The 14,944-nt window shown below is 71.5% G+C and carries 17 protein-coding genes; 9 read left to right on the top strand and 8 right to left on the bottom strand.

Annotated elements, in window-relative coordinates:
• Window positions 1–9: 9 nt before the first annotated feature.
• The 6 genes from IFY26_RS03710 to IFY26_RS03735 form a co-directional block, all read right to left on the bottom strand.
• Window positions 10–783: a 3-ketoacyl-ACP reductase gene (locus IFY26_RS03710; protein ID WP_232547648.1), complete on the bottom strand. Its 774-nt coding sequence runs from the start codon at window positions 781–783 to the stop codon at window positions 10–12.
• A gap of 30 nt (window positions 784–813) precedes the next feature.
• Complete coding sequence (locus IFY26_RS03715; protein WP_232547649.1) at window positions 814–1,914, bottom strand: sugar kinase; 1,101 nt, start codon at window positions 1,912–1,914, stop codon at window positions 814–816.
• A gap of 3 nt (window positions 1,915–1,917) precedes the next feature.
• Window positions 1,918–2,556 carry a bifunctional 4-hydroxy-2-oxoglutarate aldolase/2-dehydro-3-deoxy-phosphogluconate aldolase gene (gene eda, locus IFY26_RS03720; RefSeq protein WP_232547650.1) on the bottom strand — a complete coding sequence of 213 codons (639 nt, stop codon included), beginning with the start codon at window positions 2,554–2,556 and terminating at the stop codon, window positions 1,918–1,920.
• Between the two features lie 93 nt (window positions 2,557–2,649).
• Entirely contained in the window at window positions 2,650–3,126 is a 477-nt protein-coding gene (locus tag IFY26_RS03725; RefSeq protein WP_232547651.1) for a SixA phosphatase family protein, read from the bottom strand.
• Window positions 3,127–3,130: 4 nt separating this feature from the next.
• On the bottom strand, window positions 3,131–5,131 hold the full coding sequence (locus tag IFY26_RS03730; RefSeq protein WP_232547652.1) for a DUF6807 family protein: 2,001 nt from the start codon (window positions 5,129–5,131) through the stop codon (window positions 3,131–3,133).
• Between the two features lie 101 nt (window positions 5,132–5,232).
• Entirely contained in the window at window positions 5,233–5,862 is a 630-nt protein-coding gene (locus tag IFY26_RS03735; protein ID WP_232547653.1) for a hypothetical protein, read from the bottom strand.
• Between the two features lie 152 nt (window positions 5,863–6,014).
• On the opposite strand from IFY26_RS03735, the gene holA reads away from it, so the two are divergent.
• The 4 genes from holA (at window position 6,015) to IFY26_RS03755 (ending at window position 9,739) form a co-directional block, all read left to right on the top strand.
• The gene (gene holA, locus IFY26_RS03740; protein ID WP_232547654.1) at window positions 6,015–7,010 is read left to right on the top strand and encodes a DNA polymerase III subunit delta; all 996 of its coding nucleotides are present in this window, start codon (window positions 6,015–6,017) and stop codon (window positions 7,008–7,010) included.
• A 99-nt stretch (window positions 7,011–7,109) separates the two neighbouring features.
• Window positions 7,110–7,370 carry a 30S ribosomal protein S20 gene (gene rpsT, locus IFY26_RS03745; protein WP_232547655.1) on the top strand — a complete coding sequence of 87 codons (261 nt, stop codon included), beginning with the start codon at window positions 7,110–7,112 and terminating at the stop codon, window positions 7,368–7,370.
• A gap of 120 nt (window positions 7,371–7,490) precedes the next feature.
• Window positions 7,491–9,320 (top strand): translation elongation factor 4, encoded by a 1,830-nt coding sequence (gene lepA / locus IFY26_RS03750; RefSeq protein ID WP_232547656.1) that lies wholly within the window; start codon window positions 7,491–7,493, stop codon window positions 9,318–9,320.
• Complete coding sequence (locus IFY26_RS03755) at window positions 9,320–9,739, top strand: hypothetical protein (protein ID WP_232547657.1); 420 nt, start codon at window positions 9,320–9,322, stop codon at window positions 9,737–9,739. Before lepA ends, IFY26_RS03755 begins: the two co-directional genes overlap by 1 nt.
• A gap of 40 nt (window positions 9,740–9,779) precedes the next feature.
• On the opposite strand, the gene IFY26_RS03760 is transcribed toward IFY26_RS03755, so the two are convergent.
• On the bottom strand, window positions 9,780–10,328 hold the full coding sequence (locus IFY26_RS03760; protein ID WP_332836147.1) for a rhomboid family intramembrane serine protease: 549 nt from the start codon (window positions 10,326–10,328) through the stop codon (window positions 9,780–9,782).
• Window positions 10,329–10,455: 127 nt separating this feature from the next.
• Here IFY26_RS03760 and IFY26_RS03765 point away from each other — a divergent pair, with 127 nt between their 5' ends.
• From IFY26_RS03765 to hemW, 3 genes are read left to right on the top strand one after another with little or no spacing between them, the layout of a single operon-like run.
• On the top strand, window positions 10,456–10,764 hold the full coding sequence (locus IFY26_RS03765) for a YciI family protein (RefSeq protein ID WP_232547659.1): 309 nt from the start codon (window positions 10,456–10,458) through the stop codon (window positions 10,762–10,764).
• Window positions 10,761–11,564 carry an S-methyl-5'-thioadenosine phosphorylase gene (locus IFY26_RS03770; protein ID WP_232547660.1) on the top strand — a complete coding sequence of 268 codons (804 nt, stop codon included), beginning with the start codon at window positions 10,761–10,763 and terminating at the stop codon, window positions 11,562–11,564. Before IFY26_RS03765 ends, IFY26_RS03770 begins: the two co-directional genes overlap by 4 nt.
• Window positions 11,561–12,778, top strand: coding sequence for a radical SAM family heme chaperone HemW (gene hemW, locus IFY26_RS03775; protein ID WP_232547661.1), 1,218 nt, complete (start codon window positions 11,561–11,563; stop codon window positions 12,776–12,778). The genes IFY26_RS03770 and hemW overlap by 4 nt, the downstream gene beginning before the upstream one ends.
• 7 nt (window positions 12,779–12,785) lie before the next feature.
• On the opposite strand, the gene IFY26_RS03780 is transcribed toward hemW, so the two are convergent.
• Window positions 12,786–13,064 carry a hypothetical protein gene (locus IFY26_RS03780; RefSeq protein WP_232547662.1) on the bottom strand — a complete coding sequence of 93 codons (279 nt, stop codon included), beginning with the start codon at window positions 13,062–13,064 and terminating at the stop codon, window positions 12,786–12,788.
• A gap of 187 nt (window positions 13,065–13,251) precedes the next feature.
• On the opposite strand from IFY26_RS03780, the gene IFY26_RS03785 reads away from it, so the two are divergent.
• Together IFY26_RS03785 and IFY26_RS03790 are read left to right on the top strand one after the other, a co-directional pair.
• Entirely contained in the window at window positions 13,252–14,115 is an 864-nt protein-coding gene (locus IFY26_RS03785; RefSeq protein ID WP_232547911.1) for a DUF3097 domain-containing protein, read from the top strand.
• Window positions 14,115–14,885 carry an inositol monophosphatase family protein gene (locus IFY26_RS03790; RefSeq protein WP_232547663.1) on the top strand — a complete coding sequence of 257 codons (771 nt, stop codon included), beginning with the start codon at window positions 14,115–14,117 and terminating at the stop codon, window positions 14,883–14,885. The genes IFY26_RS03785 and IFY26_RS03790 overlap by 1 nt, the downstream gene beginning before the upstream one ends.
• Window positions 14,886–14,944: the final 59 nt, after the last annotated feature.

The following is a 14,944-nucleotide window of genomic DNA, read 5'->3' on the forward strand; positions in this document are numbered from 1 at the left end:
CTCCTTCGCTCAGAGGGTCGGCAGGTGCATGCCGCCATCGACGTTGATGACGTCGCCGGTGGTGTACGGCATCGCGCCGGCGGCCAGCTGGACGACCGCGCCCCCCACGTCGGACGCCTGCCCCCAGCGGGGCATCGGCACCGCTCCCGAGGCGAAGAACGCGTTGTACTTCTCGGTGACGCCGGCCGTCATGTCGGTGGCGATCACGCCCGGGCGCACCTCGTAGACCAGAACGTCCTCGGGCGCCAGCCGGACGGCCCACAGGCGCGTCGCCATCGCCACCCCGGCCTTGGAGAGGCAGTACTCGCCCCGGTTGGTGCTGACCACCTCGGCCGAGATCGAGCTGACGTTGATGATCGTCCCGCGGACTCCCTCGCCCTCCTTGGGCTGGTTGACCAGCACGTTCGCGACCCGCTGGGTGAGGAAATAGGGACCGCGCAGGTTGATCTCCATGACGCGGTCGTAGCTCTCCGGGGTGGCGACGAGGATGTCGTTGCGCTCGGAGGGGGCGACGCCCGCGTTGTTGACCAGGACGTCGATGCGGCCCCAGTCGGCCAGCGTGTCCTCGACGTAGCGCTCGTGGGAGGCCAGCTCGGCGACACTGCCCTGGGTGTAGCGGACCTCGCCGGTCTCACCCAGCTCGGCGAGCACGTCGACGGGCGCCGGGCGGGTGGCCATGATGGACACGCGGTAGCCGGCCTGCAGCAGCGATTCGGTGACGCCGCGGCCGATGCCGCGGTTGCCGCCGGTGACGAGGGCCACCTTGCTCATGGCCTTGCTCATGGGTGAGTCCTTTCGGGGGGCTGGTGACGGTCAGCGGTCGACGCGCGCCGAGCCGCCGCCGGCGAGCTTGAGCACCTCGGCCTTGGAGGCCATGGTCGTGTCACCGGGCGTGGTCATGGCGAGCGCGCCGTGCGCGGCGCCGTACTCCAACGCGGTCTGCAGCGGCTGGCCGTCCAGCAGGCCGAACGCGAGGCCGGACGCGAAGGAGTCGCCGCCGCCCACGCGGTCGAAGATCTCCAGGCCGGGCCGCTTGGTCGACTCCAGCACGCCCGTGTCGGCCGACCAGGCGATGGCGGACCAGTCGTTCACGGTGGCCGAGCGCACCCCGCGCAGCGTGGTCGCGATCACCTGGAAGTTCGGGTAGGCCTGCGCCGCGTCGGTGATCATGGCGGCGAAGCTGTCGATCTCCAGGTCGGTGAGGTGCTCGTCCACACCCTCGATCTCCAGGCCGAGGCTGGCCGTGAAGTCCTCCTCGTTGCCGATCATGACGTCGATGTACTGCGCGATCTCGGTGTTGACCTCCTGCGCCTTCGCCTGGCCGCCGATCGACTTCCACAGGCTCGGGCGGTAGTTGAGGTCGTAGCTGATGACGGTGCCGTGCCTCTTCGCAGCCTTGACCGCGGCGATGACGGTGTCAGCCGAGGTCTCGCTCAGGGCGGCGTAGATGCCGCCGGTGTGCAGCCAGCGGACGCCGAGCTCGCCGAACAGGTGGTCCCAGTCCACGTCGCCGGCGGCGAGCTGACTGGCCGCGGTGTTGCCCCGGTCGGAGACGCCGACCGCGCCGCGGACGCCGAAGCCACGCTCGGTGAAGTTCAGGCCGTTGCGGACGGTGCGGCCGATGCCGTCGGAGTCGCGCCACACGATGTGGCGGGCATCGACGCCGCCGGCCAGGATCAGGTTCTCGACGAGGCGTCCGACCTCGTTGTCGACCAGCGCGGTCACGACGCCGGCCCGCAGGCCGAAGCAGCGCGAGAGCCCCCGGGCCACGTTGTACTCCCCGCCGCCCTCCCACGCGTCGAAGGAGCGCGCGGTGCGGATGCGGCCGGCCCCGGGATCGAGGCGGAGCATGACCTCGCCGAGGGCGACGACGTCGTACGTGCAGTCCTCCACGGGACGCAGGGTGAGGGCCATGGCTCAGGCCTCCTTGATCGAACGGACGAGTTGGACGGCTTCGGCGGTGAGGCGCTCCACCTCGTCGAACCGGCCATCGGCGACGGCGTCCCGCGGGCACATCCACGAGCCACCGCAAGCCACGATGGACGTCACTGCGAGGTAGTCGGCGAGGTTCTTCGGGCCGATGCCGCCGGTCGGGACGAAGCTGATGTCGGGGTAGGGCGCCGCGAGCGCCTTCACCGCGGCCGCGCCCCCTGCGGTCTCGGCGGGGAAGAACTTGACCGTGTCGAGGCCCAGCTCGGTGGCCTGCTGGATCTCGGTGGCCGTGGCGGTGCCGGGCAGGACGGGCACGTCGAGTTCCTGGCAGCGGCGCACCACCTTCTCGCTGAGGCCGGCCGAGACGATGAACGTCGCGCCGGCGGCCACCGCCTGCTCGGCCTGCTCCGGGGTCCGGACGGTGCCGGCGCCGACGATCATGCCGGGCACCTGCGCCATGGCGGCGATGGCGTCGCGGGCCGCGGCCGTGCGGAACGTGACCTCGGCGACGGGCAACCCGCCGGCCACGAGGGCCTGCGCCAGGCCAGGGGCCCGGGCGGCATCATCCATGACGACGACGGGGACGAGAACGTGCTCGACGAGGGGGGACAGGCGGGCGTCCATGGTGACCTCTCAACAGTGGGAAGCGCTTTCCTGCATGCTAGCAGAACGGTGCTGGCGCGGCGAGGGTTCGGCCAGCGCTCACCCCCGTGTGGCTCAGCCTCGGGCGGCCCAGAACAGGCGGGGCCGGTCGAGGTGGGCCCACGAGCCGGAGAACTCGATCCCGGCACAGGTGGCGGTGCCGAAGTGGTGGCGGATGAGGTCGGCGGCCTGGGGGTCGGGATCATCGCCGCTGAGCTCGTCGACGAGCGCGGGGATGCCGGGGGCGTGGGCCACCACCGCGGCGGTGTGCACGTCGTCGTCCAACGTGGCGAGGCTGCGCAGTAGGGCTGGGGTGAAGGCGTTGTAGAGCTCCTCGATCGGGCGCACCTCGCCCAACCCCAGGCCGGACGCCGTCGCCGCGGCCCGGTCGGCGGTGGAGGTGAGCACCACCTGGATGCCGGATTCCGCCAGCAGTTCGCCGAGCGTCCGGGCCTGCTCGTGACCCTCCTCGGTGAGCCGCCGGCCGTGGTCGCCGCGGCCGTGGCCGGTGAACTCGGCCTCGCCGTGGCGGATGAGATACACGCGCTTCATGCGTTCACCCTAGGGATCGCGGCAGCCAGGCGGCCAGTGCGTCCTCGGTGAGGTGGCCGTCGGCGACGACGAGGCGGTAGCGACGCCGCACCGGCAGCGTCAGCTCGTCGGACCACGCCAGCGCCGTTCCGATGCCGTCGAACGCACCGTGGCGCACGAACCAGCGGTCCGAGGCCGCCGCGTCGGCGTCCAGGTGGGCCATCGCGAGCGTCACAGGCCGCCCGATGAAGGTCGAGCGCCACGCCACCCAGGCGGCCGCCTGCCCGTACACGGCCTCCGCGCCCTCGCCCAGCGGGCTGGTGATGCGGACGTCGTCACTGCGGCGCAGGCGGAGTTGCCAGCCGCCGTAGCCCGCGTCGGTGCGCCCGTTCGTGCCTGGCCCGCCCAGGGTGATGCGATCCGGGGTCACGGCGTCCAGCGCAAGGTCGGCGTCCAGCAGCCACGTGCGATCGTCGGCCTGCGTCCAGGTGAGCTCGCGCGTCTCGCGGACCTCGACCGGGTCGATGGCGTCCTCCAGCGGCTCGAGGATCGGCCCGACCCAGGCGAGCTCCTCGCGCAACCGGCCGGGGGTCCGCTCGAGCCACGCGCGGTGCTCGATGCGGCCCTGGTCGCCCAGCCACGTGTAGCCCCGGCCCCGCACATAGGTGCGCCCGCCCCAGAAGTTGACGCCGTTGACGTCCTGCATCGTGAGCGACAGGCCGCAGTGCCAGTCGTGGTCGACGGGGTGGGTGTCGCTGACAATCACCCCGCCCAGCGTCCGGATCGGGTGCAGGTAGGGCCGCGGGGAGGAGAGGTCCATGATGTCGGAGCCGTCCGCGTACTCGGCCACCACGGCGTCGCCCAGTCTCAGCTCCGCCAGCGGCGTCCGGTGCTGCCACCGCGCCACCGCGGCCGGGTCGCCCCACGGCGCGCCCGCCTCGGCGAACCCGACGCCCGACGCCAACACCGTGTCGAGCCAGCGTTCGATGTCGGTGATGACGGGGTGCCCTTCGGCGCCGTCACCGACCCAGGTGAGGTGCTCCTCGGCAATCTGCACGGGCGCCGGCCGGTCCTGCGTCGCCTCGAGCACGCACATGAACCCGACGGTGTCGGCGAGCGGCACGAGCAGATCGGCGTCGGCGGTCAGGTGATCGACGAGGTTCTCGAGCAGGTCGGTGCGCTCGAAGGTCTCGTGGGTCTCTTCCCCGTCCACCGTCAGCCACAGCTCGTCGGTGGTGTAGGAGTAGCGCGCCGCGCCACGCGTCCCGACCAGCGTGACGGTGGGCGGCACCTGCTCGGTGGCGCACAGCGTCAGCGCGGCGCAGATGGGGGGTGCGTCGGCCAGGTCGAGCCGGACGAAGGAGGTGTCGTCGGCATCGATGGCGTGCGCGTGGTACATCTCGGTCGTGATGGCGACGATGTCATCCAGGCGGGTGGCGTCGGCAATCTTCAATGCCGTGGCGATCGAGTGGGCCAGCGGGTTGGTGACCACGCCGTCGGCGATGCGCCGGCCGTCCACGGTGCGCTTGCCGGCCCACGGCGAGCGGGCGTAGTAGGCCCGGTCACGCACCCAGGCGCCGCGAACGGCAATCGCGGTGACCTCGCCGAGCGCGTCCCCGGCGAGCAGATGCTGCATCCGCGCGATGCCTGCCGACCCCAGGCTCTGGAACCCGATCTGCACGACGCGCTGGTTCTCCTTGCAGGCGCGCAGCAGCTGCCAGAACTCCGTGAGCGATGCCACCGGTGGCTTTTCGAGCATGACGTGCGCCCCGGCGCGCATGGCCTCGGTGGCCAGCGGCGCGTGCGTGCCGATGGGCGTCGCCAGGCTCGCGATGGCCGGGCTGTGCTCGGCCAGCAGATCGGTCAGGCTCGCGTACCAGTGAAGGTCACTGCCGACCAGCGGGCCACCCGGGTCGGCCGTGGCCACCAGCTCCACCCGCCCCTGCTCCTCGAGCCGGGCGATGCGCTCCAGGTGGATGCGGCCGAAACCGCGGACGCCGACCTGCGCGAGGGGGAGCGGGGACATCAGTGACCTCCGGTGGGAATGCGTTTACCCGCTCATGCTAGCAGCGGGTGCTGGCCGCCCCGGGCCCCGGCTCCCAGGATCGGGCGCCGGGGGTCGGCGCGTCAGACCTCGTCCAGATCGCCGGCGCGGACGGTGTCGCCGCCGGAGGTGGAGAACGTCGTGTCCTCGATCGAGCCCTGCTGCTGGGAGACGCCGGTGATGTCGTGATCGGCCGTGTCGTAGACCTTGACGTCGTCACCCGACTTGACCGCGAGCCGCTTCTTTTCCGGGAACACGGCGTAGCCCGAGTCGTTCTGGCCGCCGCTGGACGCGGGGCTCCCCAGGTCCTCCGGCCACCAGTCCGAGCCGCCCATGTCCATGTCCATGTCCATGTTCATGTCCATGTCCATGTTCATGTCCATCTCCGTGCCTTCCTTCTCGTCGTCGTTCTGGTCGTCGTGCTGGTCGGGGTGGGCCTCGGCACCGTTGTCGGAGTCCGAGTTCTTGCCCGTGCCGAGGGAGGACAGGGCGGAGCACGCGGCGTCCACCTTGGCCTTCAGCTCGTTGTTGAACATGTCGCCGACCTGCGTCATGCCGCCGGCCATCCACTGCCCGGATCCGCCGAGATCGGGGTGGCTGAACTGGGCCTGGCGCCGGTTGCCGCGCCCCAGCGCCCGGTCGAGCTCCGCGACGGCCGCCTCGCTGAGGTCGTTCTCCTCGGCGATGCGGCGAATGTCGTCCTTGCTGGCCATGGGGGGTCTCCTTCGTTCGGTGACACCCACCCTAACGCCGGCCCCCGACACTGCGGCAGGGGAGTCGGCGTGGGCCGTTCCGACGCGGGCGTTGTCGGTGGCGGCTGGCATGCTGGCTCCCAGCAGATGCGCAGGCGCAGGAGGTGGGTGCGGTGGAGGTGACGAACGTGTTCGGCCGGGTCGTGCTGGTCGTCGGGCCGGAGTCGTTGCTCGCCGAGCGGGCGGTGGACGCCCTCGTCCGCGACGCGCTGGTCGAGCGGCCGGGTGCCTCGGTGAACCGGGTGTCGGCGGTTGACCTGGACGCCGGACGCCTCGCCGAGGTGACCGGGGGGTCGCTGTTCGCCAGCGACACCATCGTGGTGGTCACCGACCTTGCCGACCTCGCCCACGACCTCGTCGACACCGTTGCCTCCTTCGCCACGCAGCCGAGTGATGAGCTCGCCCTGGTGCTCGTCCACCCGGGCGGGAACAAGGGCAAGGGACTGCTCGATCGATTGAAGAAGGCCAAGGTCGCCACCCGCGACTGCCCGACGATCAAGGCCTGGGAGCTGCCCCAGTTCGCGGTCGCCGAAGCCCGGGCGCTCGGCGGACGCCTCGAAGCCCCCACCGCGGCCACGCTGGTGGAGGCGATCGGCGGCGACACCCGGGGCGTGGCCGCGGCGGTGCGCCAGCTGATCGCCGACTCCGACGACCGACACATCAGCGAGACCGACGTTCACCGCTACTTCGCCGGTCGGGCCGACGTGACGAGCTTCACCGTGGCCGACCACGTCATGTCCGGGCGGCGCGACGAGGCGCTCGGTGCGCTGCGCTGGGCGTTGGAGACCGGCGTGCCGCCGGTGCTCGTGACGAGCGCGTTGGCGTCCTCATTGCGCAGCCAGGGGCGCTACAGCGATCTCGCCGGTGCGCGCGTCCGCGACGCCGAGGTGGCCCAGCAGGTCGGGGTGCCGCCGTGGAAGGTCAAGGACCTGGCGCGGCACTCCCGCGACTGGACGCCGCGCGGGCTGGCGTCCGCCCTGCAACTCGTGGCGCGGGCGGACGCCGCCGTGAAGGGCGCCGCGTCCGACCCCGCCTTCGCACTGGAGCAGCTCGTGATCGGGGTGGCGGCGCAGCGGGGGAGGCGTCCCGAGGCAGGCATGGGCCGCTGACCCGGCGATTTGGGGGCCGCCGGGGGCGCTGCTAGGCTGGGTCATCGCGCCCATTGTGGGCGCAACCCTCGACCATCAGCAGAAACGAAGGCAAGCCCTGTGGCGAACATCAAGTCCCAGAAGAAGCGGATTCTCACGAACGAGAAGGCGCGCCTGCGCAACAAGGCCGTGAAGTCGTCCCTCAAGACGCACATTCGCAAGTTCCGCGAGGCTGCTGCCGCCGGCGAGACCGAGAAGGCGCAGGAGTACGCCAAGGTGGCGTGCCGCCAGCTCGACAAGGCGGCCAGCAAGGGCGTCATCCACAAGAACCAGGCGGCGAACCGCAAGTCGGCCATCGCCACGACGGCCGCGTCGCTCTGATCGCAGCTTCCCGACGTCGCTCCGACTGACCGGTCGGGGCGGCGTCGTGTTGTCCAAGGCCGGCCGCCCGCCGGCCGACGCGATGCCAGCGAAGCACGACGAGCTCGAGAGGGAGGCCGCATGAGCCCGCAGCCCGGGGCGACGCCGAACGCGATCCTGCGCAACTTCTGCATCATCGCGCACATCGATCACGGCAAGTCGACGCTGGCGGACCGCATGCTCCAGCTCACCGGCGTGGTTGACGAGCGGTCCATGCGTGCGCAGTACCTCGATCGGATGGACATCGAGCGCGAGCGCGGCATCACGATCAAGAGCCAGGCCGTGCGGATGCCGTGGCGGGTCGCTGAGACCGACCACGTGCTGAACATGATCGACACCCCCGGCCACGTCGACTTCACCTACGAGGTGTCCCGCTCGCTGGAGGCGTGCGAGGGCGCCATTCTGCTCGTCGACGCCGCGCAGGGCATCGAAGCCCAGACGCTGGCGAACCTGTACCTGGCGATGGGTGCCGATCTGCACATCATCCCGGTGCTCAACAAGATCGACCTGCCGAGCGCGCAGCCCGAGAAGTACGCCGAGGAACTGGCCAACCTCGTCGGTTGCGACCCGTCGGAGGTGTTCCGCGTGTCGGGCAAGACGGGGGAGGGCGTCCGCGAGTTGCTGGACGCCATCGTCGCCACCGTGCCCGCCCCGACCGGTGAGGTGGACGCCCCCGCGCGCGCCCTCATCTTCGACTCCGTGTACGACACCTATCGCGGCGTCGTCACCTACGTCCGCGTGGTCGACGGCGCGCTCCAGCACCGCGACCGCATCACGATGATGAGCACCAAGGCGTCCCACGAGGTGCTGGAGGTCGGCGTCATCAGCCCCGAGCCGCTGCCGTCCTCGGGCTTGGGCGTGGGTGAGGTCGGCTACCTGATCACCGGGGTGAAGGACGTCCGCCAGTCCCGCGTCGGCGACACGGTGACGCTGGCGCAGCGCCCGGCGAGCCAGGCACTTGGCGGCTACAAACACCCCAACCCCATGGTCTACGCGGGGCTCTACCCCATCGACGGGGCCGACTTCCCCGAGCTGCGCGAGGCGCTGGACAAGCTGCAGCTGAACGACGCGGCGCTGACGTATGAGCCCGAGACCTCCGGGGCGCTGGGCTTCGGGTTCCGCATCGGCTTCCTCGGGCTGCTGCACATGGAGATCGTCCGCGAGCGGCTGGAGCGCGAGTTCAACCTCGACCTCATCTCCACGGCGCCGAACGTCGTGTACCGCGTCGTCATGGAGGACGGCACCGAGCACACCGTCACCAACCCCTCGGAGTATCCCGAGGGCAAGATCGCCGAGGTGTGGGAGCCGGTCGTGAACGCGACCATCCTGACGCCCAGCGACTACATCGGCACGATCATGGAGCTGTGCCAGCAGCGCCGCGGCACGCAGACCGGCATGGACTACCTGTCGTCGGACCGGGTGGAGCTCCGCTACACCCTGCCGCTCGCCGAGATCGTCTTCGACTTCTTCGACCAGCTCAAGAGCCGCACCAAGGGCTACGCGAGCCTCGACTATGAGGCGGCCGGCGAGCAGTCGGCGAAACTCGTCAAGGTCGACATCCTGCTGCACGGCGACCCAGTGGACGCCTTCAGCGCCATCGTGCACACCGACGCGGCCTACGCCTACGGCGTGGCCATGGCCAAGAAGCTCCGCGAGCTCATCCCGCGCCAGCAGTTCGAGGTGCCGGTGCAGGCCGCGATCGGGGCGCGCGTGATCGCCCGGGAGACCATCCGCGCCATCCGCAAGGACGTGCTCGCCAAGTGCTACGGCGGTGACATCACCCGCAAGCGCAAGCTGCTCGAGAAGCAGAAGGAGGGCAAGAAGCGCATGAAGATGGTCGGACGCGTCGAGGTGCCCCAAGAGGCCTTCGTGGCCGCGCTCAGCACGGGCGAGTCGCGGGAGAAGAAGTAGTGCCCCGCCCCGTCTCCCGCCGGGCCGTGTTCGTCGGCGCCGCGTCGCTGGGGGCGGCGGTGCTGGGGCTGACACTGAGCGGGTGCCAGAGCAACGCTTCGACCCTGGTGCCCGAGGACGGAGAGCGCGTCTCGCCGTCGGGCCAGTTCACGGCGGAGTTCGCGTCCGAGGGGGCGGGATCGGACGCAAGGGTGCACCCGGTCATCAAGGACGCGGGGGGCACCATTGTCTGGGCCGACGACGAGCGTTACCTTGTGCGTGCGCATCCGCTCGGCGTGGCATGGCAGTCCGACGAGGACGTCTTGTGGCTGCTCTCCAGCGACATCGGGACCGCCCGGGTGGTGCAGAGCAATGGGGTGTGGGTCAAGGACTGGGAGTGGACAACCCTGCCGCCCGACATCGAGGCCCTCCGCGGCTGATCCCCCCGCAGGGTGGACGTTGAGGACCCGGGCCGGCGCCTCAGGCCTGGGGGATCGCCGACTGGTCGTTGCCTCGGCGTGAGAGCCACCACGCCGCCAGGACGCCACCGATCGCGCCGCCGAGGTGGCCCAACCAGGACACCCCCGGCGCGGTCGGGAAGACGCCCCACAGCACGCCGCCGTAGATCGCGAACACCACCACGCCGATGAGCAGGTGATTCAGGTTGGCCGTGAACAGGCCGCGGGCCAGCACGAACGCCAACCAGCCGAACACGACGCCGGACGCCCCCGCCGTCAGCGTGCCCGGGGCGGACAGCAGCCAGACGGCCAGCCCGGAGGCCAGCACGGACGCCCCCGTGGCCACCACGAACGTCCGCACGCCTGACAGCAGGATCAGCAGGCCGAGCACGAAGAACGGCACGGTGTTGGCGATCAGGTGGCTGAATCCGTAGTGCACGAACGGGGCGGTGAACACCGAGTAGAGGTCACCCGGGTCCCGCGGGGTGATGCCCGCGGCGTCCAGGCCCAGGAAGGGGAACAGCTGGTCGACGATCTCCAGCACCCACAGCAATGCGACCCAGCCGAGCATGAACAGGCTTGCCCCCTCCCTCGTCGGCCGGGCGGCGAGCGGGGGGTGCGTCGGGACGGGGTGGCTCATGCCTCCAGTGTGCGAGGCCGGCTCAAGCGGGTCGGCGTCCGCCCGTAGGATGGAATCCATGAGCCTGTATGCCGTGACCTACACCTACGTCGACGACGCCGCTGCCCTCGACGAGATCCGGCCCCGCCACCGGGAGTTCCTCGGCGGGCTGGCCGCCGAGGGCATCATTCTGCTGTCTGGGCCCACGCAGGGGGACGGTCCGTTCGACGCTCTGATCCTGCTCCGCGCCGGCAGCGCGGACGATGCCGCCGCGGCCCTCGCGCACGACCCCTTCCAGCAGGCGGGTCTGGTCAGCGAGATCACCGTGTCGAGCTGGAACGCCGTGCTCGGTGCGTGGCGCGACGGCGCGCTGGCCGGGCAGCTGTGAGCGCCACGGCCGAGATCGGCATCGTCGGTGGCTCCGGCTTCTACTCGTTCTTCGACGACGCCGAGCGCGTCGAGGTCGACACACCGTTCGGGCCGCCGTCGGCGCCGCTGACGATCGGTGAGGTCGAGGGGCGCCGAGTCGCCTTCCTGCCCCGCCATGGCGAGCGGCACCAGTTCGCGCCGCACAAGGTCAACTATCGCGCCAACCTCTGGGCGCTGCGGGCGGTGGGCGTCCGCCAGGTGCTGGCCCCGTGTGCCGTCGGGGCGCTGCAGCGCCACCTGGCACCGGGCGCCTTCGTCGTGCCCGACCAGGTCGTCGACCGCACCTACCGCCCCGGCCACACCGTCTGGGAGGCCGAGGGGCCGGTCGTCCACGTGCCGTTCGCCGATCCGTACTGCCCGCGCGGCCGCCAGGCGCTGCTCGCATCCGCTTCCGACGACACCCCGCTGGTGGACGGCGGCACGCTCGTGGTCATCAACGGCCCGCGGTTCAGCTCCCGAGCGGAATCGCAGTGGCACTCGGCGGCCGGCTGGTCCGTCGTCGGCATGACCGGGATGCCCGAGGCGTCCGTCGCGCGCGAGCTGGCCCTCTGCTTCTCGACCGTCTGCTGCGTGACCGACGCCGACGCTGGCCTGGAGGGCGAGGAGGGCGTCACCCACGCCGACGTGCTCAAGGTCTTCGCCGGCAACATCGAGCGCCTCAAGCGGCTGCTGTTGCGCACCCTCGCGGCGATGCCGGACGGCGACTGCGCCTGCCAGCACGCCCTGGACGGCCTCGACCTGCCGTTCGCCCTGCCGTGACACCGAGCCTCCCCGACGGGGAGCCCGCGCCGATCGATGGCGCACTACCCGTCGACGCGCTCGCCGAGGTCGCCACCTCGCCGCTCAGCGTCTATGTCCACGTGCCCTTCTGCGCGACGCGCTGCGGCTACTGCGATTTCAACACCTACACCGCCGCCGAGCTGGGCGCCGCCCCCGGGGCGTCCCGCGCCGCCTACCTGGACGCCGTGCGCGCCGAACTCGCGCTGGCCGGTCGCCTGCTGGGGCCGGACGTACCGCCTGTGGAGACCGTGTTCTTCGGGGGCGGAACGCCGACGCTCCTGGCGGCGTCCGAGCTCGTGGGCCTGTTGGACGCCGTGCGTGCGGTGTGGCCGCTGGCCGACGGAGCCGAGGTGACCACCGAGTCCAACCCCGAGTCGGTGGACGCCGCCTACCTGCGGGAGCTGCGCGAGGGTGGGTTCAACCGCATCTCGTTCGGCATGCAGTCGGCCGTGCCGTCGGTGCTGACGAAGCTCGACCGTCGGCACACGCCGGGGCGCGTGCCCGCGGTCGTCGGCTGGGCGCGGGAGGCCGGCTTCGCGTCCGTCAGCCTCGACCTCATCTACGGGACGCCGGGGGAGACCCTGGCCGACTGGGAGGCGTCCGTCGCTGCGGCGCTCGCCGCCGAGCCCGACCACATCAGCGCCTACGCGCTCGCGCTGGAGCCGGGCACCAAGATGGCCGCCGACATCCGCCGCGGCCGGCTCCAGGAGATCGACCTGGACACCCAGGCCGACTGCTACGAACTCGTCGACGACCGCCTGACCGCCGCCGGACTGGAGCCCTACGAGATCAGCAACTGGGCGCGACCCGGGCACGCGTGCCGGCACAACCTCGCCTACTGGCGGGGTCACACGTGGTGGGGCGTGGGTCCGGGCGCGCACAGCCACGCGGGCGGCGTCCGGTGGTGGAACGTGAAGCACCCGGCCACCTACGCGAGCCGGCTGGCCGCCGGCGAAAGCCCGGCCGCGGCCCGGGAGGTGCTCACCGCCGAGGAGCGGCGTGAGGAGCGCGTCCTGTTGGAGATCCGCATCGCCGACGGGCTGGACGCCGCTGTGCTCACCGCGTCCGAGCGCCGGCGGGTGCCGGGGCTGCAAGCGCGCGGCTTGCTGCGCGCCAGCGAGAGCGGACGCCTCACGCTCACCCCGCGCGGCCGGTTGCTGGCCGACGCGGTCGTGCGCGAGCTGCTGGACTGAGGGCTGGTCAGCCCGCCGCGGGGGTCACGAGCGGTTGGCGTCGGCGGAGGAACCAGTGGATCGTTCCCTCCGCCAAGACGAAGGCAACCATGACGAACCACCACAGCCCGGTGGGCTGGAGAACCAGGCCGATCCCCAGGATCACTGCGGCGGCCGCGAACCTTCCCGCCCACCGCAGCACGCGGAAACCGGGGCGCTCAGCAGCGGACGTGCCCTCGGCGAGGGCGAGCAGCAGGTCCAGACCGAAGATCAGGGCAGTGAGCCACCACCACTCGACAGCGAGCACCAGAATTCACCTTTCGTTGACGAGCGCCGGGCGACCAGCGCGGGGGTGTCATCAGGGCCAGAACCCATGGGCCGCACCCTACTCCAGCACGGGCGCTGGCGAACCGCGCCCCTGCGGTGGCCCGAGCATCGCGGCTCGCCCGGTGGGTCCCCGGCCGGAGTGTCGGTGGCGCGCCGTAGGCTGGTGGATCGTGAACCGATACTCCTCCGACGTGCTTGCCAAGGGCTGGCAGCGCGCGAACCGTCCGACGGCGGCGCGCACCCCCGTGGAGAGGAACATGGTGCTCGAGGAGCCCACCTCCGGCTTCGTCGGCGCGGTGGTGACCTGGGAGAACGGCGTCGTCGTGTTGGAGGACCGCAAGGGCAAGCGCCGCAGCTTCCCGTTCGGCCCCAACTTCTGGCTGGACGGGAAGCCCATTGACCTGACGCCGCCGGTGCGGACGCCGACGGCGCGCGATCGTGCCCAGGAACACGCGCGGACGCACACGGCGTCCGGCTCGCGCGTCGGGCCCACGGCCAGCGCGAAGGTGGCGCTGCCCAGCCGCATCTACGTCGAGGGACGCCACGACGCGGAGCTGATCGAGAAGGTGTGGGGCGCGGACCTGCGCCACGTCGGCGTCGTCGTGGAGTACCTCGGCGGCATCGACGACCTGACCGCCATCGTCCGCGAGTTCGCCCCCGCGCAGGGCCGGCGCCTCGGCGTTCTGGTGGACCATCTCGTGCCCGGCAGCAAGGAATCTCGCATCGTCGCGCAGGTCAGCGGTGAGCACGTGTTCGTCACCGGTCACGAATACGTCGACATCTGGGCGGCGGTCAAGCCTGAGCGCGTCGGCCTGGCGCGCTGGCCCGACATCCCGCGCACGATGGAGTGGAAGCACGGCATCTGCGACGCGCTCGGGATGCCGCACGCCACCCAGGCCGACATCGCGGCCGCGTGGCAAGCGATCCTCCGCCAGGTGCGGGGTTGGCAAGACCTGGACCCGCGCCTGCTCACCGAGGTCGAGAAACTCATCGACTTCGTCACCGCCGACCACATCGATGAGGACTCCTGATGGACGCCACCGCGATCGAGAACCTGCTCGTCGACGTCGCCGAACGGGTGATCCTGCCCCGCTTCCGGACGCTCGCCGAGCACGAGATCGACCAGAAGCGCCCCGGCGACCTCGTGACGATCGCCGACCGCGAGGCCGAGGTCGAGATCGCCCGCACCCTGGCGGAGGCCTTCCCCGACGCTGTCATCATCGGCGAAGAGGCCACCTTCGCCGACGCCGACCTCCCCGCGGGCCTCCCGGGCGCGGCGCACGCCTTCGTCATCGACCCCGTCGACGGCACGCGCAACTTCGCCCACGGGCACGCCGACTTCGGCGTCATGCTCGCCGAGACCCGCCACGGTGAGGCCACGCGAGCCTGGATCTGGCAGCCCGTGCACCAACAGATGTACGCCGTGGAGAAGGGGGCCGGAGTGACGCGCAACGGCGTGGCCCTGCCCGCCCTGACGCCCCCCGACCGGCCGTGGCGCGTGGCGACGCGCAAGCGCTTCCGTGGCGACGGCCACCCCGACCTGCAGTTCACGGGCACACGCGGCGCCTGTGCGGTGGACTACCCGCGCCTGCTGGAGGGGGACGTGGACGCGCTGGTCTACACCAGCCAGCACGCGTGGGACCACCTGCCCGGCACGCTCATGCTCACCGAGCTGGGCGGTGTGGCGGCCTCGTCCGGTGCCGAGCCGCCGTGGCGTCCCGGGCAGGACGGCCGATACCTCCTGGCCGCTGCTGGCGACGACGTGCTCGCTGCCCTGCAGGAGCACGCGGCGACGCGCTGACGGCCGGCACCTGAGCGACCCGGCAGGAGCGGCTTCCGCGTCAGCGGCCCACCAGGGGC

The sequence above is a fragment of the Propioniciclava soli genome (genome assembly GCF_014858005.1).
GTDB classification, from domain to species: Bacteria; Actinomycetota; Actinomycetes; order Propionibacteriales; family Propionibacteriaceae; genus Propioniciclava; species Propioniciclava soli.